Below are 21,976 nucleotides of genomic sequence, written 5' to 3' on the forward strand. Positions count from 1 at the left end.
AACTTTAACTATACAAAAAAGGCTGTCATTTCTGACAGCCTTTTTTTATTTTTTAGTGGTGTAAAACTTCTTCACCTTCTTTCATTGGTACATTTTGAGGAACAAAATCTACATCATGATTTGGGTTACTGTAGTCATACGGCCAACGATATACGTGAGGAATTTCTCCCGGCCAGTTACCGTGGATATGTTCAACTGGAGTTGTCCACTCTAAAGTTGTAGATTTCCAAGGGTTCTGAACTGCTTTTTTACCGTAGAAAATACTGCTAAAGAAGTTGTATAAGAATACTAATTGGAATGCACCTCCTACAAGAGCAAATGTTGTAATTAAAACATTCACGTTTTGTAAATCATCAAATAATGGGAAGTTAGTATTTGTATAGTAACGTCTTGGTAAACCAGCTAATCCAATAAAGTGCATTGGGAAGAAAACTCCATAAGCACAAACCGCAGTTACCCAGAAGTGGATATAACCTAAGTTTTTATTTAACATTCTTCCGTACATTTTAGGGAACCAGTGGTAAATACCAGCAAACATTCCATAAAGTGCAGAGATACCCATTACTAAGTGAAAGTGAGCAATTACGAAGTATGTATCGTGAACGTTAATATCTAGAGTACTATCTCCTAAAATGATCCCCGTTAAACCTCCAGTGATGAAAGTAGAAACCATTCCGATAGAGAATAACATTGCAGGGTTAAACTGTAAGTTACCTTTCCATAAAGTTGTAATCCAGTTAAACGCTTTTACAGCAGATGGAATTGCAATCAATAAAGTAGTAAAAGTAAACACAGATCCTAAGAAAGGATTCATACCTGAAATAAACATGTGGTGACCCCAAACGATAGTTGATAAGAATGCAATTGCAAGAACTGACATAATCATCGCTCTATAACCGAAAATTGGTTTACGAGAGTTTGTAGCCATAATTTCAGAAACAAGACCCATTGCTGGTAAGATTACGATATAAACCTCAGGGTGACCTAAGAACCAGAATAAGTGCTCAAACAATACTGGAGAACCTCCTTGGTAATGTAAAACCTCTCCTGCAATATAGATATCAGATAAGAAGAATGAAGTACCAAAACTTCTATCAAAAATCAATAATAAAGCTGCAGATAATAATACTGGGAACGAAATAACACCAATGATAGCTGTTACGAAAAATGTCCAGATTGTAAGAGGAAGTCTAGTCATAGACATTCCTTTAGTTCTTAAGTTAAGTACAGTAACAATGTAATTTAAAGATCCCATCAAAGAAGATGCGATGAAAATAGCCATAGATACTAACCATAATGTCATACCTGTTCCTGATCCTGGAATAGCTTGTGGCAATGCACTTAAAGGAGGGTAAATTGTCCATCCTGCAGATGCTGGTCCAGCTTCAACAAATAAAGAACATAACATTACAACTGCAGATAAGAAAAACAGCCAGTATGAAATCATATTCATAAATCCAGATGCCATATCTCGTGCTCCAATTTGAAGCGGAATCAATAAGTTACTAAACGTTCCACTTAAACCTGCCGTCAGTACAAAGAATACCATGATGGTACCATGAATTGTAACTAAAGCCAGATAAATATCATTTGCCATTACACCATCAGGTGCAAATTTATCTCCTAATAAAACATTAAATATTTTGAAAGACTCTTCTGGCCACGCTAATTGCATTCTAAAAAGCAAGGACATTGCAATCCCAATTACTCCCATAACAATACCAGTAATCAAGTATTGTTTAGCAATCATTTTGTGATCAATACTAAAAATATATTTAGTAATGAACGTGTCTTTATGATGATGTTCGTGCTCGTGATCGTGTCCGTGATCGTGACCGTGCGCTTCTGCTGACATATATTTGTACTTTAAATTTTCTTAATAATATTATTTCATCGCAACTTTAGCTACAGCAGCTTTAACAGTATCAACAACAGTCTTAACAGTGTCAATTACTTTTGCAGCAGTATCTGTAGTTGGTGCAGCTCCTTCAGCTGGTTTTTCAGCAGCTTTTGCAGCTTTAATATCCTGAGCTAAAGTAGTTTTTTCACTTAACCATTTTTTGAAATCTTCAGGAGTATCAACAACAACTTTCATTTGCATGTTATAGTGTGAAGCTCCACAGATTTTATTACATAATAATAAATAATCAAATGTATAAGGATCTAAAGCTGTACCTCCTTTTGCAACTAACTCAGTACTTTTTTCAGCTCTAAGTTTATTGATGTGTGCTACCTTCTCAACCATAAATGGCAACTCTCTGTACTCTGAAGTTGTATACGTTGGAACGAAAGCAAATTCAGTAACCATACCAGGAACACAGTTCATTTGTGCTCTAAAGTGAGGGAAGTACGCAGAGTGCAATACATCCTGAGAACGCATTTTAAAGTGAACTTTTTTTCCTTTAGGAATATGCAATTCTGAAACTACGATATCATCTTGAGCATTCGGATCTGACATATCAACTCCTAATGTATTTACTCCTTCAATTAAACGTACGTTAGCTTTTCCTAACACATTATCTTGTCCAGCATATCTTGCTGTCCATTTAAACTGTTGAGCATATAATTCAATTTCGATAACATCTTCATCCTTGTCAACAAACATAATGTTATTCCAAGCATATAATCCGTAAAGAATTAAACAAGCTAAAACAACAGATGGAATGATACTCCAGATTGCTTCTAATTTATTACTATCAGCAAAAAACAATGCTTTTCTATCTTTGTTCCCTCTGTTTTTAAAAGAAAACCAGTAAAGCAAACCTTGCGTAATAACTTGAACTGTAAAGATTAAAACCCAAGTAATATTCATTAAATTATCTACTAAAAGTCCATGCTCAGAAGCAGGAGTATGAAGTGCCAAATTACCCCATTTTAGTAAACCATAAATAGTAAATATATAAATGAAAGCCAAAAAGCCAAACATAATATATCCCTGAATATTATTATCATTATCAGATGCAACTTGTGAATCATCCGAAGAAGTTCCCACCTGAGTAAGATCAAATATCTTCGTCAATTGCCATAGTGCAACTGCTAATAAAACTAAAACTATAATTACCAACAAACTTGTCATCTGTTTACTTCTTTAAATATTAATAATGAAAATGTTTACTTTCTTCGATGAAAGGATTTCTTTTTGCAAGCAAAGGAGATTTAGTTAATGCAGTAAATACAACAAATATAAATAGACCTAAGAAGAAAAGAATCGATGCAATTTCAGGAACTCCAATAAACCATTTGTCTCCTACAGTACCAGGCATAATCATATTAAAGAAATCAACATAATGACCTAATAATATTACAATACCAGCCATAACAACAACCCAGTTAAGACGTTTGAAATCAGTATTGATTAATATTAATAATGGGAAAACAAAGTTCATAACAACCGCTCCAAAGAAAGGAAGGTTATATAATTGAATTCTTGTCACAAAATAAGTTACCTCTTCTGGAATGTTAGCGTACCAAATCAACATAAATTGAGAGAACCATAAATAAGTCCAGAATACACTAATACCAAACATGAACTTAGCTAAATCATGGATATGACTTGTATTTACATACTCCAAATATCCTTTTGATTTTAAATAAATTGTTACTAATGCAATAGATGTAATACCGCTTACAAAGAAAGAAGCAAATACATACCATCCAAATAAAGTACTAAACCAGTGTGGATCAAAAGACATAATCCAATCCCAAGACATAATAGACTCAGAAACGATAAAGAATACTAAGAATCCTGCAGATGCTTTAAAGTTCTTTTTGTAGTAAAGATCGTCATTAGCCTCATCTTGTGCTAAACAGTTTTTTCTAGAAAAATAACGGTAGATATTCCATCCTAATAAAAAGATAAAAGCTCTTGCAATCCAAAAAGGAAAGTTTAAATATCCAGATTTTCCAGCAATGATAGCATCATAGTTTGGGCTTTTAGGATCAGTTACGCCTTCTCCTAACCATACGAAGATGTGATTAAAATGTAATCCACATAATACTAAAAGTATAAAGAAGATTATAGAACCAGCTGGCAAATAAGCTGTTATACCTTGCATAACTCTAAATAAAACTGGAGACCAACCTGCTTGCGCAACTTGTTGAATAGCATAAAAAGCTAAAACTCCCATTGAAAGCAGTAAAAAGAAAATACAAGCTACATATACAGCAGACCAAGGCTTATTTTGCAATTGGTGCAATACGTGTTCTAAATGTTTTTCGTGCTCATTTGCACCAGAAACTTCTGCATGCTCAGCTCCTTTGTGAGAGTCATGTGCAACTTCAGCAGCCTCGTGATGACCTGCCTCCTTGTGAGATGCCTCCGCTTTTTCTTCATGCGCAGCGCCATGAGAACCATGTTCATCTGCCGCAAGTATTTTTTCAACTTCTTGAATATCTTTTGGTGCACTTAAAAAACCATACCCAATTCCTAATAGACCAACAGCCATTAAGATGATAGAAAAAGTTTTTAATTTACTTGAAAATGTATACATATCTATTACGATCAGTTTGTTCAACAATTATAATTGGCTTTTTAGTTTCAGAACATAGTCAGCAACTAACCAACGTTCGTGAGCACTTAATTGATTTGCATGTGAACCCATTGCATTTAAACCATAAGTCTCAACATGAAAGATACTTCCTTCAGTGATCTCTCTGTCTTTATAGCTAGGTACTCCAAGAAATTTCTCTCTTTCAACCAATTTACCTTTACCGTTACCAGCAGCACCATGGCAGCTAATACAGTAAATTTCGAAAAGTTCTTTCCCTTTTCCAGAGTTTCTCTCTTCTTCTGTCAAAGGTGATTTTAAATTAGCTTTTGCTAATTCATAACCAGCAGTTGAATTTTCATATTCATAAGGTTCAAAACCTCTATTGATAGTTCCTGCAACAGGAAGCTGTCCTTCTTTTCCTCCCTTAAATATTTTTGCTTCTGAATATGGCTCGTAAGCAACAGATTCATACATATTAGGGAAATACTGATAGTTCGGTGCCGAATTATTGTGGCAAGAAGAAACTAAAATAGTTATACCAACTAAAAGTGTTATTTTATATATCCTTTTCATAGCTACAATTAATTCTTTTCTATTACTTTAACTTCAACAGCTCCAGTTCCTTCAAAGAAAGAAACTAGTTCAGCTTCGTTATCATTTACAGCAACCTCCATTAAAAAGTGGTCATCAGTTGTTCTTACATCTGGGTTTTCAGCTTGTTTAAATGGCCATAATCTACTTCTCATGTAAAAAGTAATTACCATTAAGTGAGCTGCAAAAAACACAGTCATTTCAAACATAATTGGCACGAAAGAAGGCATATTTTGGATGAAACTAAAACTTGGCTTACCTCCAATATCCTGTGGCCAATCATGAATCATGATATAACTCATCATAGTAGTTGCAACAGAAATACCAACACAACCATATAAAAAAGCACATATTGCTAATCTTGTTGGTGCTAATCCCATGGCCTTATCCAATCCGTGAACCGGAAATGGAGTAAAAACCTCTTCAATATGATGATGAGCAGCTCTAGTTTTCTTTACTGCATTCATCAAAACGTCATCGTCATTATAAATGGCGTATATAACTTTATTACTCATGATGTGAATCTTTACTGTTTGCTCTTTCTCTAATATAATTATCTCCTGTTCCTTTCAAAATTGTTTTAACCTCTGCCTGAGCAATTACAGGGAATGTTCTAGAGTATAATAAAAACAATACAAAGAAGAAACCAATTGTTCCAATGAAAATTCCAATATCAACAAATGTTGGTGAGAACATTGTCCAAGAAGATGGAAGGTAATCTCTATGCAAAGAAGTAACAATAATTACAAATCTTTCAAACCACATACCGATGTTTACTACAATCGAAATAATGAATGAGAACATGATGCTAGTTCTTAATTTTTTGAACCACATGAACTGTGGAGAGAACACGTTACATGTCATCATTGACCAATATGCCCACCAGTAAGGTCCAGTAGCTCTGTTTAAGAATGCATATTGCTCATATTCTACACCTGAATACCAAGCTACGAATAACTCAGTGATGTAAGCTACACCTACAATAGATCCAGTAATCATGATAATGATGTTCATTAACTCGATATGCTGTAATGTGATGTATGCCTCAAGGTTAGATACTTTTCTCATAACAATCAACAATGTGTTTACCATCGCGAATCCAGAGAAAACCGCTCCAGCAACGAAGTATGGAGGGAAAATTGTTGTATGCCATCCAGGAATTACAGAAGTAGCAAAGTCCATAGATACAATCGTGTGTACAGAAAGTACAAGTGGAGTAGCTAAACCAGCTAATACTAAAGATACTTCTTCAAAACGTTGCCAGTCTTTTGCTCTACCGCTCCATCCAAAACTTAAGATAGAATAAACTCTTTTGTTAAAAGGAGTAATAGCTCTATCACGAAGCATTGCAAAGTCAGGTAACAAACCAGTCCACCAGAAAACTAATGATACTGAAAGATACGTTGAAATCGCGAATACGTCCCAAAGTAAAGGTGAGTTAAAGTTTACCCATAAAGATCCAAATTGGTTTGGAATAGGTAATACCCAATATGCTAACCATGGACGTCCCATGTGAATGATTGGGAAAAGACCCGCTTGTACTACTGAGAAAATAGTCATTGCTTCAGCAGAACGGTTGATGGCCATTCTCCAACGTTGACGGAAAAGTAATAATACCGCAGAAATTAATGTTCCGGCGTGACCAATACCAACCCACCAAACGAAGTTAGTAATATCCCAAGCCCAGCCAACTGTTTTATTTAATCCCCATGTTCCGATACCGGTAGATACGGTGTAAATTATACAACCTAACCCCCAAAGGAAGGCTATTAATGCGATTGAAAATACAATCCACCATTGCTTGTTTGCAGGTCCCTCAACAGGTGCTGCTACATCTACAGTTACATCGTGATAAGATTTATCACCTATAACTAAAGGTTTTCTAATGGGTGCTTCGTAGTGAGACGACATAATCCTTTATATTGTTTCTTAATTAATAATTTTACTAAGTATTTCTAACTTTAACATGGTAAACCACATTAGGTTTTGTACCTACATGCTCTAATAAGTGGTATGATCTTTCGTCAGCCGCTAATTTAGCAACTTTACTTTCTTTATCATTTACATCACCAAATATCATCGCTCCTGAAGAACAAGCACTAGAACAAGCTGTTTGGAATTCACCATCTCTAACTGGACGGCCTTCGTTTTTAGCTTTCAATTTAGTTGCTTGTGTCATTTGGATACACATAGAACATTTCTCCATAACACCACGAGAACGTACGTTAACATCAGGATTTAACACCATACGGCCTAAATCATCGTTCATATGATAATCGAACTCGCTGTTTTTGTTGTATAAGAACCAGTTAAAACGACGTACTTTATATGGACAGTTGTTTGCACAGTAACGAGTACCAACACATCTGTTGTAAGCCATATGGTTTTGACCTTCACGACCGTGAGAAGTTGCTGCAACAGGACAAACTGTTTCGCAAGGTGCGTGGTTACAGTGTTGACACATTACAGGTTGGAATGCAACTTGTGGATTATCTCCTGCTTTTTCCATTTCATTAAATGTAGATAATGAACTAGATAAACCTGCAATTCCTTCTTTTCTTTCGTTATCACCTTCAAAAGTACTTTCAGAAGAATAATATCTATCAATACGCAACCAGTGCATATCGCGGCTTCTTCTTACCTCTGCTTTACCAACAACTGGAACGTTGTTTTCTGCGTGACAAGCAATAACACAAGCCCCACATCCAGTACAAGCATTTAAGTCAATTGAAAGATTGAAGTGGTGCCCAGTTGTACGATCGAATGATTCCCAAAGATCTACAGTAGTAGCCTCAACTTCTTGGTGATCTAAAGATACCATTGGTTTTTCATTCCAATGTTCAGCATCTTTAGTATTGAATATTTCTAAAGTAGTTTCTTTAATAATATCTCCTCTACCCATTAAAGTTTTCTGACCTTGAACACAAGCAAACTCATGTACACCACCTGCTTTAGCAATAGATACTGATTGAACATTATTGAAACCTTTATATAAAGCGTAAGCATTTAAACCTACTTGCATTTCTTCTTTTAGAGCTGCTTTACGTCCATAACCAAGAGCTAGACCAATAGTTCCAACTGCTTGACCTGGCTGAACGATAACTGGAACATTCTCCAATTTAGCTCCATCAACAGTAATTGTAGCATAACTACCGTTTAAACCTCCGTTTGCAACAATTTCGTTTGATAAACCAAGTTTTTTAGCATCTGCATTAGAAACTGTAACATAGTTATCCCAAGAAACTCTTGTAATTGGATCTGGAAACTCTTGTAACCAAGGATTGTTAGCGTGCTGTCCATCTCCTAAGCCAGTTTTAGTATATAATACTAATTCAAATTCACCAGCAGATTTAGATTTTGCAACAGCATTTGCAGCTGTAGCAGCGTCAATAGCACCTCCAGATAATGCTGTAGCACCAAGAACAGCTACACCATCATGTAATACTTTATTCCAAGAAGCACCTGCAGTATAAGCTCCAGAATTTGCTTTTAAGTAGTCATAATAAGTACCAGCAGCACCGTTTACTGACAATAAAACATCTTGAAATTGTTTTGTGTTGAAAATAGGACGGATCGTAGGCTGAGTTAAGCTATATGTTCCGCTTGTAAGTTCAAGATCTCCCCAAGATTCTAAGTAGTGAGGAGCTGGCGCAGCAATTGAAACAATTGATGCAGTTTCGTCTTCTTTTAATGAAAAAGCAACAGACGTTTTAACTTTTTTCAATCCAGATACAAAAGAAGCTGAATCAGCTAAAGTGTAAACAGGATTAACTCCACTCATAATTAAAGTATGAACACTACCTGCATTCAAATCTTTAATTAACTGTGCAACTACAGCATTAGAACCTTTTCTAATTTGTCTAGCTCCAGCAGTACTAAAAGCTTCACTAGCCAATACTTGATTGATAGCTAAAACTAATAATTGAGCATTTTTATCTTCAATTCCAGATACTAAAACTCCTTTTGAACCAGCAGCTTTAAGCTGTTGTGCAGCTTTTACTACTTCAGCTTTAAAGTTTCCTTCTAAAGCTACAGGAACAGAAGCACCTACAACAATATTATAAATTTGAACTAAAGCTTGCTTTTGAGCAGCTACAGTCATAGGAACACGCTTATCAGCAGCTGCTCCAGATAATGTCATATTTGATTCAAACTGAAAGTGACGAGACATTTTTCCGTTTTGAGGAATACGTCCTTGTGCATATCCAGCATCATATCCTCCACCTTGCCAATCTCCTAAGAAATCAGCTCCAACAGATACAATTAAAGAAGCTTTTGAAAAATCGTAATCAACTAAAGCTCTTTGACCATAAACAGATTCAAAAGCATCTAAAGCCTCAGATGATGAAACTGCATCATACACAACGTGCTTAGCGTTTGGATTTTTTGCAATAAATTCAGCAATTAATTTTTCTGTAGATGGACTTGCTAAAGTATTAGTTAATAATACTACTTGTCCGCCTTTAGCTTTTGCATCTGCTAAACTAGATTTGATTTTCAAATCAACAGCTGACCAAGAAGAATCTTTACCATCTACTTTTGGTTCTTTTAAACGAGTACTATCATACAAACCTAAAATAGAGGCATGAATTCTAGCATTTGCAGAAAACTTAGCTCCTGCAATTGTATTGTTTTCAATTTTAATTGGACGACCCTCACGAGTTTTCACCAAAAGATTAGCAAAATCAAATCCATCAAAAACTGTAGTTGCATAATAATCTGCAACACCAGGAATGATTTGTTCTGGCTGTAATACATAAGGGATAGACTTGTGAACAGGACCTTCGCAAGCAGCTAATGTTACAGCCGCTGTACTAAACCCTACGTACTTTAAAAAGTCACGACGTGAAGTTCCTGATGTAGCTAAAGCTTCTGCATTACCTAAAAACTCATCAGTAGGAATCTCTTCAACAAATTCGTTATTTCTAAGCGCCTCAACAATAGAGCTATTTTCTAGCTCTTCAACACTTTTCCAGTATTTTTTGTTTGATGACATTGTATATATATATTAAAATCTTAATAAATCGATTAATAGTGGCATTTACCACACTCTAAACCTCCCATTTGCGCTGCAGTTAATTTCTCTACACCGTATTTTTTAGAAAGTTCAGCATGAATTTTATCATAGTAAGCGTTACCTTCCATCTTAACATCAGTTTTTCTATGGCAATCAACACACCATCCCATTGTTAATTTAGAATATTGCTTCATGATTTCAAATTCTTGCACTGGTCCGTGACAAGTTTGACATTCAATACCTGCAACAGAAACGTGTTGTGAGTGGTTGAAGTAAACAAAGTCAGGTAAGTTGTGAATACGAACCCATTTTACAGGCTGTGTTTTTCCAGTATAAGCTTGTTTTGTCTTATCCCATCCAACAGCATCATATAATTTTTGAATCTGAGCATCGTAGAAAGCTTTGCTATACTCTGGAGTAGCAGTTGATTCTGCAACCTCTGAAATGTTTTTATGACAGTTCATACAAACATTTAATGAAGGAATACCAGCTGTTTTACTTACACGAGCAGCAGAGTGGCAATACTTACAATTGATTTCATTATCACCAGCGTGAATTTTGTGAGAGTAGTGAATTGGCTGAATTGGCTCATAATTCTGATCCACGCCTACTTGCATTAAGTAGCCATAAACGAAATAACCACTAGCCAAAAGCAAAAAAATTGAAGTCACTAAAACCAAGAATTGATTTTTAGCAAAAGCTTTCCAAATTGGAAGTCTAGCTTCTTTTGGAGCAACCTCAATACCATTTTTATTTGCAACTTTAGTTAAAACCTTGTTTACCATAAACAACATCACAACTAAAATAGCCATTACAAGAGCAAGAGCTCCTAAAATAATGTTATTTGAAATAGCACCATCCTGAACATTTGTACCAGGAGGAGTTGCAGCACCTCCCGCAGCCGCAGCTGGTTCAGCCTTAGGCTCAGAAGTGTAAGCTATAATGTTATCAATATCTCCTTCAGACAATTGAGGAAACGAAGTCATAACAGCTTTGTTATTTTCCTCAAAAAGTTTAACAGCAACAGCATCACCTGACTTAATCATGTCAGAACTGTTATGCACCCACTTGTAAATCCAAGCCATATCATGCTTAGCAGCAACTCCCCTTAAAGCAGGACCAGTTGATTTAGCATCTAATTTGTGACATGCAGCGCAATTTGCATTAAAAAGTTCCTTCCCTTTTACTGGATCACCGCCTCCTGCAGCTGGAGCAGCCGCAGCAGCCTCAGGCGCCGCCGGAGCAGCAGCATCTTGAGCAAATGAAGTTAGGGAGAAAATTAACGTTAGCGATAAGCCAAACAGCAATTTTCTTGAGATCGAATTATGGTTACCCACCTTTTTCATATAGTATAAATAATTGTCTACTAATTTTTGGTATGATTTTTTCTGTATTAAATCCAGTAAAAACGTATACCCTCTTTTAAAACTTGCACAAAAATACGACTTATGAACTATTCTCAAAACCTTAAAATAGTCTTAATTATCAATTTATATCAATTCTAAATAATATTAAAATTTCACACTCAAACTTTAAATAGTATTTTTGCATAAAAACCATCACATTATGAGAATTTTAAGTCCTTCAAAAAGCCTTTTATTAACAATTACAACGATTGCTTTCGCGCACAATATTAATGCTCAAGACCAAAATTTAACATTGAACCAAGACCCTAAATTTGAGCAGTTACTTAACGAGAAACGCAAAATTAACACGTCAATAAATACAAACGACACTTATAGGATTCAAATATTTAGCGGTAAAAGCGACGAGGCAAAAAAAACGTTATCTGATTTTAAAAGAGAAAATTCAAATATTGACGGAACGATTATTTTCAGCACACCCAATTACAAAGTAATTGTTGGAAATTTTAAAACCAGAATTGAAGCCGAAAGAAATTTGGCAGAAATTAAAAAAAGATACAAAAGCGTTTTTCTACTTAAACCAGGAAAGTAACAAACGATCAAAACAAATAAAAAAGCGAGATTCTCATCTCGCTTTTTTGTTAACTTTAAAAATCAAAAAGATCACAACCTACCAGCCTCAACACATTCATCTTGATTGCCAACTAAACACACATACCTATTTCTGTTGCTTTTTTTAGCATCTAATACACAGCAATCAAACTCTTCAACTAATACTTTTTGACTTTATTCAAAATCACATTTTTTCCTTATCAATACCGTAACAAAAAAAAGGCAATCTTTCACTTTCACAAGAAAAACGCCCACCTACTTCGTTTTATCTGGAACTAGAATTTAAAACTTGCTGTACTTCTACTTCAACACTATTCCAATCAGTCAAAAAATCTGAATTAGTCCACAGACAATCAACAGCTGCCTGCCCCATAACCCTGCCCATCTTTACATCACTATCCCAATGTGCATTACAAATAACGCGGCTTTCACCAAAATCATGTCCCCGTTTCAAAATCTCCTTCTCCTTTTCCGGAAAAAGCTTAACCAAAACCAAAGACCATGCCCAGCCAACAGCAGCATGACCTGAAGGAAACGAACCTACTTTATACAATATATTTTCCTGATCTGGAGTACAGGTTTTTTGGTTATTAACCATAAACGGACGCTCACGTTTATAATGATTCTTAGCAGCATAAGTAGACAATCCCGCATCTGTCATTACCCTTCGCATCATCACATAAAGCTTAGGAGTTCTTGACTCACTAATTCCTATACCTATAATTGATTCGAATGATTTAACTGCAAAAGGAAAAGACAAATCAGCGTCTCTTGTTGCTTGCAGAAAACGCTCATTATCTTTAAACTCCAAAGCTTTTCTTGTATGCTCTAAATCCAATTCAAAAAGATCGGAGTTATGTTCTGGAGGCGGCGATAGCAAAAGAAGACTATTTGGTAGTTCTGATTCAGACAAATACCCTCCCAGTAAGGCTGGCATTATTTTCCTTAACTGCTGAACATTTGTAAAATTACTAACAACGGAATTTTCTCGTTTAAAGCGCCTGCCAAAAATTGCACTCACAATATGATTTATCCTTATTTTCATAACAGCACAAAATTATATCCAACAAACTATTTTCTCACTTGCATTCACATTAAAAAAAAAGAAAATTACTACACAAAGAAACAAACAATCTAACAATCAAATTGTTATAAAATATTTCATTTAGGTTTCATATTATAAAATGAAACACATTTATAAAATTATTTTCTTCACACCATAAACATTAGATATCAAAACTTTTAAACAAAAAAAGTCCCAATTTACATTGGGACTTTTTTAAATATATCAATTGAATCTTATTTCAATTTCTTTTTGATTGCTACTTCATGGTAAGACTCAATAACATCATTAATTTCGATATCATTAAATCCTTTTATCTGGATACCACAATCATAACCTTTAGTTACTTCTTTCACATCGTCTTTGAAACGTTTTAAAGCAACCAATTCACCTGTATGAACTACAACTCCATCTCTAATAACTCTAATTTTAGCAGCTCTCAAGATTTTACCATCAGTTACCATACAGCCGGCAATTGATCCAACTTTAGAAATTTTGAAAATCTCACGAATTTCCGCTGTTCCTAAAACTTCTTCTTTCATTTCTGGCGCCAACATACCTTCCATCGCATCTTTCAAATCATCGATAGCAGCATAAATGATAGAATAGTAACGGATGTCGATTTCTTCTTTATCAGCAAGCTGTCTAGCATTTCCTGCAGGACGAACATTAAATCCGATAATGATTGCATCTGATGCAGAAGCCAAGTTAACATCGGTTTCTGTAATTGCTCCAACACCTTTATGAATAATATTGATTTGAACTTCTTCTGTCGAAAGTTTAGAGAACGAATCTGATAATGCTTCAACAGATCCATCAACGTCTCCTTTAAGAATAACATTCAATTCTTTAAACTGACCAAGAGCAATACGACGTCCAATTTCATCAAGCGTGATATGTCTTTGAGTACGTACAGATTGTTCACGCATTAATTGAGAACGCTTAGATGCAATTTGTTTTGCTTCTTTTTCATCTTCAAAAACATTGAACTTATCACCTGCAGTTGCCGCTCCATCCAAACCTAAAACAGATACCGGAGTTGAAGGACCAGCACTTAATACCGTATGACCTCTTTCATCATGCATTGCTTTAACTTTACCATGATGCTTACCAGCAAGCATATAATCTCCAATTTTCAAAGTACCTTGTTGTACTAAAATCGTAGATACATATCCTTTTCCTTTATCTAAATAAGCCTCAACAACAGTTCCTTGAGCCGCTTTATTCGGATTCGCTTTTAAATCTAAAATTTCAGCTTCTAATAAAACTTTCTCTAATAATTCTTTTACTCCTGTTCCAACTTTTGCAGAAATATCATGTGACTGAATTTTTCCACCCCAATCTTCAACAAGTAAATTCATACCAGCCAAACGCTCTTTAATTTTATCAACATTCGCGTTTGGTTTATCAATTTTATTGATTGCAAATATAATTGGCACTCCCGCAGCTTGTGCGTGAGAAATCGCCTCTTTTGTTTGTGGCATGATATCATCATCAGCCGCCACTACGATAATAGCTATATCGGTAACCTGAGCTCCACGTGCACGCATTGCAGTAAACGCCTCGTGACCCGGAGTATCTAAGAATGCGATTTTTTGACCGTTATCTAAAGTAACTCCATACGCTCCAATGTGCTGTGTAATACCTCCTGACTCACCAGCGATAACATTTTCTTTACGAATATAATCCAGTAAAGATGTTTTACCATGGTCAACGTGACCCATTACTGTCACAATTGGCGCTCTTGTTACTAAATCTTCTTCTCTATCTTCTACAACTTCTATTGCTTCTTCAATATCAACTGTAATAAACTCAACATCGTAACCAAATTCATCTGCTACAATAGTTAATGTTTCAGCATCTAGACGCTGGTTCATGGTAACCATGATTCCAAGAGACATACAAGTTCCAATTACTTTAGTAATCGGCACATCCATCATGATTGCAATTTCACCGACAGTAACAAACTCAGTAACTTTAATTGTTTTACTTCCTTCGTCAAGCGCTCTTTGCTCATCATCAGATTTCTGACGGTGCGTCTCTCTTTTATCTCTTCTATATTTTGCCGCTTTAGATTTTCCTCCTTTACCTTGAAGTTTTTCAAGAGTTTCTCTAATTTGGTTTTTTACCTCTTCTTCTGTAGGCTCAACTTTAGCCACAATTGCAGGACGGTTTCCTTTTACAAAACCTGGTCTTTGGCTTCTATTAGCATTAAAACCTCCACCATTGTTATTTTGACCCGGCTTATTTTGATTTGGAGTACCAGGCGCATTACCTGTAGCAGGCTTTGGCGCACCAGGTGTACCCGGTTTTGGACCAATTCTTTTACGCTTATTTTTATTTGCGTTGTTATTATTACCAACTCCAGGAGTTCCGGGTTTATTCTGAGCCGCTTTAGGATCCTCTTTCTTTTTCTTAGGCTTATTAAATTGAGACAAATCAATTGTCTGCCCCGTAAGAGTTGTTCCTGTAAGCTTTTGATATTGAGTTGTAATAGTCTCCTCTGAAGTTGTTGGATCAGTAGACACAATTGGCTCCTGTGCAACTTTAGATTCTGCTTTAACTTCTTTTTTCTCAGTAATAATAGGTTCTTCTTTTTTTGTTTCAGAAACAGGAGTTGAAACAACTGGTTCAGATTTCACTGTTTCATTTTGAACAGGTTTTTCTGGCCGCACAGGCGCAGCAACAACTTTTGGCTCTTCAACCTTAGTTGTTTCCTCAGAAGGAGTAATCGCAGGTTTTTTTGGATTCAAGTCAATTTTACCAACTTGTACAGGGCCAGAAACAACTGCTCTTGCTTTAATTATTTCTTGCTGTTTTTGACGCTCTTCTTCTTGTCTGCGTTTGTCTTCAATTTCTTTCTCACGTTCTACACGCAATGCTTCTTTTTCCTTTCTTTTTTCTTCTCCAACCTCTTTAGAAGCCTCCTTGTTCCCCTTATCGCCCGCAAATTGGCTTTGAAGGATATTAAATTCACTGTCAGAAATTTTTGCATTTGGATTTGCATCAATAGCAATTCCCTTATCTTTTAGATAATCTACAGCTCTTTCTAACGAAATATTTAATTCCCTTAAAACCTTGTTTATTCTTATTACTCTCTCTTCAGACATATAACCTTTTTATTATTACCTTTTTCGTTGTGTTGTTAGAGCAGATGTAAGCTATTGCTTAATTATCAAACTCTTCTTTTAGTATCTTCATAACATCTAGAATAGTTTCCTCTTCTAAGTCTGTTCTTCTTACTAAATCTTCTACGTCGTGTTTCAAGATACTTTTTGCTGTATCCAAACCGATTTTTGCAAACTCTTCAATTACCCACTCTTCGATCTCATCTGAGAACTCTGTTAATTCAACATCGTCTTCATCTGCAACAGTACCGGCAACATCACCTTCACGAATAACATCTAGCTCGTAACCTGTCAATTGACCTGCTAATTTGATATTGTGACCACCTCTACCAATTGCTTTAGAAACCTCTTCTAATTTCAAGAACACTTCAGCTCTTTTGTTATCTTCATCAATTTTGATAGAAGAAACTTTTGCAGGACTCAAAGCTCTTGTTATAAATAATTGAATATTGTTTGTATAATTGATTACATCAATATTTTCATTTCCTAATTCGCGAACAATTCCATGAATACGAGAACCTTTCATTCCCACACAAGCTCCAACTGGATCAATTCTATCATCATAAGAATCAACAGCTACTTTTGCTTTTTCACCCGGAATACGAACTACGTTTTTCACAGTAATTAATCCGTCAAAAACTTCTGGAATTTCTTGCTCAAATAATTTTTCCAAGAACTTTTCTGAAGTTCTAGACATAATAATTTGAGGTTTATTCCCTTTTAATTCAACGCTTTCAATGATTCCACGAACATTATCTCCTTTACGGAAAAAGTCAGATGGAATTTGTTTTTCTTTTGGAAGTACAATTTCATTTCCTTCATCATCAACCAAAATAACTACTCTTGGACGTACGTGATGTACTTCTGCTGTATAAATATCCCCGATAATATCTTTAAACTGTTTGTATAAATTTGTATTATCGTGTTCGTGAATTTTAGATATAAGATTCTGACGAAGCGCTAAGATAGCTCTTCTTCCTAAATCAATCAACTTTACTTCTTCAGAAACCTCTTCACCAATTTCAAAATCCGCTTCAATCTTTCTTGCTTCAGTCAATGTAATTTCCTCATTTTCAAAATCAAGATCCTCATCGGCAACAATTACTCTTCTTCTCCAAATTTCCATATCTCCTTTATCAGGATTAATAATGATATCGAAATTTTCATCTGAACCGTATTTTTTCTTTAATGCATTTCTAAATACGTCCTCTAAAATTGCCATAAGCGTTACACGATCAATAAGTTTATTATCTTTAAACTCTGAGAATGAATCGATTAATGCTAAATTTTCCATGCGAATTTTTTAATTAAAATTAAAATGTTACCGTAACAACTGCCTCTTTAATTTCTGTATAAGGTATTTGTTGCTCTTTTTGAACTGTTTCTTTTCCTTTTCCTACTTTTTTCGGTTCTCTTGCTTTCCAAGACAAAATTATAAAAACATCATTAGCTTCTACTAATTCTGCTTCAATTTTTTCTGTATTTGTGGTAACAATCAACGTTCTACCAACATTTTTTTTGTATTGTCTTATCATTTTCAAAGGAGTTCCTACTCCAACCGATGCTACTTCAAGCGAAAAATCCTGTTCTTCACGATCCAGATTATTCTCGATTGCACGACTAATGTCAATACAATCTTGTAGCGCCACTCCATTATCTCCGTCTAAACCAACACTAATTTTAAAAGAATCCGAAACTGCCAAATCAACCAAAAAGACTGATGGTTTTTCCAGAAGAGCTTCTGTAATTAATCCGTTTACTTTTTCTTTAAATGTCATAATTTTATAAAAAGAGGGGACACTTAGTCCCCTCATTATTTAGATTTTAATAAATAACAGTGCAAATATAGTGTTTTTTTTATAAATCAAATAAATTGATTGCTCTAAAATAATTCCATATCTTTATAAGAGTATTAAAAACACAGAATTATTCCTATTTTAACCCTCAAAATCATGAAACGAATTTTAGTACCTACCGACTTCTCCGAACACGCAGAAGACGCTTTACGAGTTGCCTCTCAAATCGCAAAAAAGAACAATTCCGAAATCATTCTCCTTCACATGCTTGAATTGCCACAGCAATCAAACGATGCGATAGTAGGTGGAACAAGCATTCCCGAAACGATGCTTTTTATGAAGAAAGCAAACGAAACTCTCGATGAAGTTGCCTCTAGAGAATACCTAAAAGGAATCCCTGTAATCGAGATTGTAAAAATGGACAAACCGATACATGGAATCACACAAATAAGCAAAGATTATGATATTGATCTAATTATCATGGGATCTCATGGCTCTTCTGGAGTCGAAGAATTATTAATAGGTTCTAATACCGAAAAAGTAGTAAGAAATTCCGAAATTCCTGTTTTAGTCATCAAAAAAAATATTCCAAATTTTAACGCTTCTAATATTGTTTTTGCCTCCGATTTTTCTGAAGAAGCCAAAAAACCATTTGAAAAACTTTTAAATTTTACCAAGCTATTTGATTCAAAATTACACTTAGTTACCATTTGCACACCCAACAGCTTCAAGCCAACTCATGTAAGCGAAAAAGCAATGAGTGATTTTGTTACCGAATTTAACATTACCAATTATACCACTCAAATTTACAACGACACCAATATTGAAAAAGGAATTATTAATTTCTCCAATAGAATAAATGCCGATGTTATCGGAATGTGCACGCATGGCAGAACTGGTTTTGCACATTTCTTCAATGGAAGCATAAGCGAAGGATTGGTTAATCATGCCGTAAGACCTATTATTACTTTTAAAATTTAAAAACATACAGCATTATAAATATAAAAGCTTCTCAATTGAGAAGCTTTTTTTTTACAACAACCAGGCTCAAAAAATCAGACCTTCTTTTTTTGACACTTTACAAACCAAGTATTTTGCGCGCCTCTTCTATTGTTATATCAAGTTGTTTTGCAAGAGCTTCAATATCCAAAATTGACAAAATATCATCTATAAGCCCTCCTCCTCTAACCTGCTTCATTTCTGAAGGATTCAACTCTGTAAAATTCAAATTCTTTAAATTATCCATAATCATAATTTATTAAATTATTATTCAGTTACAACAAAAAAAATATGCAGTATTTTTTCATCACACCAAATGTAGACAAAATACTGATAATCAGTGATTAAAATAAAAAAATCTTACCAAGCAATAGATTTCACAATTGATTTGCATTAAAATTTATTTCACAAAGAACTCTGCTTCCTAAATTTTTCCCCTGCTCATAATCCCCCCAAAAAAAAGTGAGCTTTTCAACAAAGTTTCTTTGAACCTTACAACAAAGCCATACGCGTAGTTAATGCAGAACTTTGTCAAATAAAAATTCACTAAAAAACAACAAAATGAAAACAATAGACAAAATTTACATTAACGGAGAATTTGTTACCCCACAAGGAACAGAATATTTTGACCTTATTAGCCCAACAACAAACGAAAAATTAGGAAAAGTACGTTTAGGAAACACGGAAGACACTCAAAAAGCAATTGAAGCGGCCAAAAATGCCTTCAAAACTTTTTCACAAACAACAATTTCAGAAAGAATCCAATATCTTAAAAACATTAAATCTTCTATTGAAAAAAGAAAAGACGATTTTATCAATGTAATGATAGAAGAATACGGTGGTACATTTCAATTCGCAAGCGTAAGCTACGATTACATGATAAAAGGCTTTGATTCCGCAATCGACCTTCTCAATTCATACCATTTCATTAAAACAATGGGAGAATCCGAGGTTCAAATGGCACCAATTGGCGTTGTGGGAATTATAATTCCATGGAACTCAAGCAATGGCTTTATCAGCAGCAAATTATCTACAGCAATTGCAGCGGGATGTACAACCGTAATCAAACCAAGCGAAATGAGCACCCAACAAACACAATTAATCACCGAATGTCTTCATGAAGCAAATCTTCCAAAAGGCGTATTTAATATCGTAAATGGATTGGGCGAAGTTGTTGGTGCCGAAATAAGCAGAAATCCAAATATTGCTAAAATATCTTTTACAGGATCAACCAATGTTGGAAAAATAATAGCAAAGGAAGCCGTCAACACCATGAAAAGAGTAACTCTAGAACTTGGCGGAAAATCTCCAAATATCATTCTAGATGACGCCGATTTCTCAAAAGCCATCCCACTTGCACTTGGAGCAGCGTTCATGAATAGCGGACAAGCGTGTATTGCCGGAACGAGATTACTGATTCCAGAAAACAAATTAGACGAAACCAAAACCCTTATTAAAGAAGTAATTTCAAACCTTCTTGTTGATGATCCAAAAAATCCAAATACCGCTGTAGGACCAATGGTCAGCACAAAACAATATAACCGTGTTCAGGATTATATTCAAATCGGAATTAATGAAGGCGCAGAAATACTAACTGGCGGACTTGGAAAACCAGAAGGACTAGAAAACGGAAATTTTGTTAAACCAACAGTCTTTATCAACGTAACGAATCAAATGCGAATTGCAAGAGAAGAAATATTTGGCCCTGTTTTATCTATCATCACTTATAAAACAGAAGAAGAAGCCGTCGAAATTGCTAATGATACAACATACGGCTTGCAAGCTTACGTAAACTCTTCAAATACCGAAAGAGCTCATCGTGTTGCTTCTCAAATTAATGCAGGACGTGTTCAGATCAACGGAATCGGTCACGATCCAATGGCTCCTTTTGGCGGATTTAAACAATCTGGAATTGGACGTGAATTCGGAACGCTTGGCCTAGAAGCCTACTTAGAACCAAGAGCGCTAATTCAGCCAAAATAATCTTCATCAATCTGGAAGTCTTTACGTCTAAAGATTTCCAGATTTTAGTATTTTTACAATATGAGCACAAAACAGCATACAAAGCCAAAAATACTCTACTCCTGCTATTACTCACGCAGTCGAGAGGGCGAACATTTTATACCCGAACATGTTTTTAGCTATCAGATTTCTGGCGAAATGATTGTTACAGACAATCAAAATACTTTTCATTCAAAACCAGGAGACTTCCGCTTCAGCAGACGAAACCACTTGGCTAAATTTACTAAGATTCCGCCCGAAGGAGGAGAATTCAAAACCATTTCCCTTTTTCTCGATCAAGAAATTTTAAGAGAGATTAGCAAAGAATACAATTTAAAATCGGATAAAAAAGCAGAAACAAATGCCATGTTTTCATTAGCTCCTAACCCTCTGTACAAATCTTTTATGGAATCACTGATATCCTATTTAGAAGTCGAGGAAGAAAACAACGAAGCTTTATTCAATTTAAAAATTAAAGAAGCGATTCATCTTTTACTAAAGATAAATCCAGAATTAAAAGACATATTATTTGATTTTAACGAACCCGGCAAAATTGACCTAGAAGCCTTTATGAATAAAAACTTCCACTTTAATGTTCAAATGCAGCGGTTTGCCTATCTCACAGGAAGAAGTTTAGCCACATTTAAAAGAGATTTTCAAAAAGTTTTTCAGCAAACGCCTGGAAAATGGCTTTTAAACAAAAGACTTCAAGAAGCTTATTATTTAATCAGCCAAGGAAATCCGCCATCTGAAGTCTATATTGGCGTTGGCTTTGAAGATCTTTCACATTTTTCATTTTCATTTAAAAAGAAATTCGGAATCGTTCCTTCTTCTTTAAATCATAAATAAAAAGACCAAAGCAATTCAAAATCAACATTTAAACATAACAGTCACTCATTTTAAATTTATAGCATA

At 35.0% G+C, this 21,976-nt stretch carries 17 protein-coding genes; 4 read left to right on the forward strand and 13 right to left on the reverse strand.

The genetic code is table 11. The annotated features are described in order from the left end of the window. Positions 1–52: 52 nt before the first annotated feature. Genes LPB248_RS07875 through LPB248_RS07910 form a run of 8 tightly spaced genes read right to left on the reverse strand, consistent with a single transcriptional unit; the run spans position 53 to position 11,444 of the window. On the reverse strand, positions 53–1,855 hold the full coding sequence (locus LPB248_RS07875; RefSeq protein WP_177210952.1) for a cbb3-type cytochrome c oxidase subunit I: 1,803 nt from the start codon (positions 1,853–1,855) through the stop codon (positions 53–55). A 30-nt stretch (positions 1,856–1,885) separates the two neighbouring features. Next, positions 1,886–3,076: a cytochrome c oxidase subunit II gene (locus LPB248_RS07880; RefSeq protein WP_177210953.1), complete on the reverse strand. Its 1,191-nt coding sequence runs from the start codon at positions 3,074–3,076 to the stop codon at positions 1,886–1,888. 19 nt (positions 3,077–3,095) lie between these two features. Further along, positions 3,096–4,490: a quinol:cytochrome C oxidoreductase gene (locus LPB248_RS07885; protein WP_177210954.1), complete on the reverse strand. Its 1,395-nt coding sequence runs from the start codon at positions 4,488–4,490 to the stop codon at positions 3,096–3,098. A 27-nt stretch (positions 4,491–4,517) separates the two neighbouring features. Continuing rightward, positions 4,518–5,063 carry a c-type cytochrome gene (locus LPB248_RS07890; protein WP_177210955.1) on the reverse strand — a complete coding sequence of 182 codons (546 nt, stop codon included), beginning with the start codon at positions 5,061–5,063 and terminating at the stop codon, positions 4,518–4,520. Positions 5,064–5,071: 8 nt separating this feature from the next. Then, positions 5,072–5,596: a DUF3341 domain-containing protein gene (locus LPB248_RS07895; RefSeq protein ID WP_073407899.1), complete on the reverse strand. Its 525-nt coding sequence runs from the start codon at positions 5,594–5,596 to the stop codon at positions 5,072–5,074. Beyond that, positions 5,589–6,992, reverse strand: coding sequence for an NrfD/PsrC family molybdoenzyme membrane anchor subunit (gene nrfD / locus LPB248_RS07900; protein WP_008466839.1), 1,404 nt, complete (start codon positions 6,990–6,992; stop codon positions 5,589–5,591). The genes LPB248_RS07895 and nrfD overlap by 8 nt, the downstream gene beginning before the upstream one ends. A gap of 34 nt (positions 6,993–7,026) precedes the next feature. Continuing rightward, positions 7,027–10,077: a TAT-variant-translocated molybdopterin oxidoreductase gene (locus tag LPB248_RS07905; RefSeq protein ID WP_177210956.1), complete on the reverse strand. Its 3,051-nt coding sequence runs from the start codon at positions 10,075–10,077 to the stop codon at positions 7,027–7,029. A gap of 32 nt (positions 10,078–10,109) precedes the next feature. Further along, on the reverse strand, positions 10,110–11,444 hold the full coding sequence (locus LPB248_RS07910) for a c-type cytochrome (protein WP_177210957.1): 1,335 nt from the start codon (positions 11,442–11,444) through the stop codon (positions 10,110–10,112). Between the two features lie 220 nt (positions 11,445–11,664). Here LPB248_RS07910 and LPB248_RS07915 point away from each other — a divergent pair, with 220 nt between their 5' ends. Then, the gene (locus LPB248_RS07915; RefSeq protein WP_111379241.1) at positions 11,665–12,054 is read left to right on the forward strand and encodes an SPOR domain-containing protein; all 390 of its coding nucleotides are present in this window, start codon (positions 11,665–11,667) and stop codon (positions 12,052–12,054) included. A gap of 285 nt (positions 12,055–12,339) precedes the next feature. Here the strand turns inward: LPB248_RS07915 and LPB248_RS07920 are convergent, their stop codons facing one another. The 4 genes from LPB248_RS07920 to rimP all read right to left on the reverse strand — a co-directional run bounded on the left by LPB248_RS07920 (position 12,340) and on the right by rimP (position 18,043). Further along, entirely contained in the window at positions 12,340–13,011 is a 672-nt protein-coding gene (locus LPB248_RS07920) for an acid phosphatase (protein ID WP_255463048.1), read from the reverse strand. 362 nt (positions 13,012–13,373) lie between these two features. Then, positions 13,374–16,247, reverse strand: a complete 2,874-nt coding sequence (gene infB / locus LPB248_RS07925; protein ID WP_177210959.1) for a translation initiation factor IF-2 — start codon at positions 16,245–16,247, stop codon at positions 13,374–13,376. Between the two features lie 58 nt (positions 16,248–16,305). Continuing rightward, positions 16,306–17,559, reverse strand: a complete 1,254-nt coding sequence (gene nusA / locus LPB248_RS07930; RefSeq protein WP_095927936.1) for a transcription termination factor NusA — start codon at positions 17,557–17,559, stop codon at positions 16,306–16,308. A 19-nt stretch (positions 17,560–17,578) separates the two neighbouring features. Then, on the reverse strand, positions 17,579–18,043 hold the full coding sequence (gene rimP, locus LPB248_RS07935) for a ribosome assembly cofactor RimP (RefSeq protein ID WP_162536295.1): 465 nt from the start codon (positions 18,041–18,043) through the stop codon (positions 17,579–17,581). A 174-nt stretch (positions 18,044–18,217) separates the two neighbouring features. Here rimP and LPB248_RS07940 point away from each other — a divergent pair, with 174 nt between their 5' ends. Further along, entirely contained in the window at positions 18,218–19,042 is an 825-nt protein-coding gene (locus LPB248_RS07940; protein WP_177210960.1) for a universal stress protein, read from the forward strand. A gap of 97 nt (positions 19,043–19,139) precedes the next feature. Here the strand turns inward: LPB248_RS07940 and LPB248_RS07945 are convergent, their stop codons facing one another. Continuing rightward, positions 19,140–19,307, reverse strand: a complete 168-nt coding sequence (locus LPB248_RS07945) for a class IIb bacteriocin, lactobin A/cerein 7B family (protein ID WP_177210961.1) — start codon at positions 19,305–19,307, stop codon at positions 19,140–19,142. Between the two features lie 314 nt (positions 19,308–19,621). On the opposite strand from LPB248_RS07945, the gene LPB248_RS07950 reads away from it, so the two are divergent. Both LPB248_RS07950 and LPB248_RS07955 read left to right on the forward strand, forming a co-directional pair. Beyond that, positions 19,622–21,043 (forward strand): aldehyde dehydrogenase family protein, encoded by a 1,422-nt coding sequence (locus tag LPB248_RS07950; RefSeq protein WP_177210962.1) that lies wholly within the window; start codon positions 19,622–19,624, stop codon positions 21,041–21,043. 60 nt (positions 21,044–21,103) lie between these two features. Further along, positions 21,104–21,910: an AraC family transcriptional regulator gene (locus tag LPB248_RS07955; protein ID WP_177210963.1), complete on the forward strand. Its 807-nt coding sequence runs from the start codon at positions 21,104–21,106 to the stop codon at positions 21,908–21,910. Positions 21,911–21,976: the final 66 nt, after the last annotated feature.

Source organism: Flavobacterium sp. LPB0248, from assembly GCF_013388355.1.
Lineage (GTDB): Bacteria > Bacteroidota > Bacteroidia > Flavobacteriales > Flavobacteriaceae > Flavobacterium.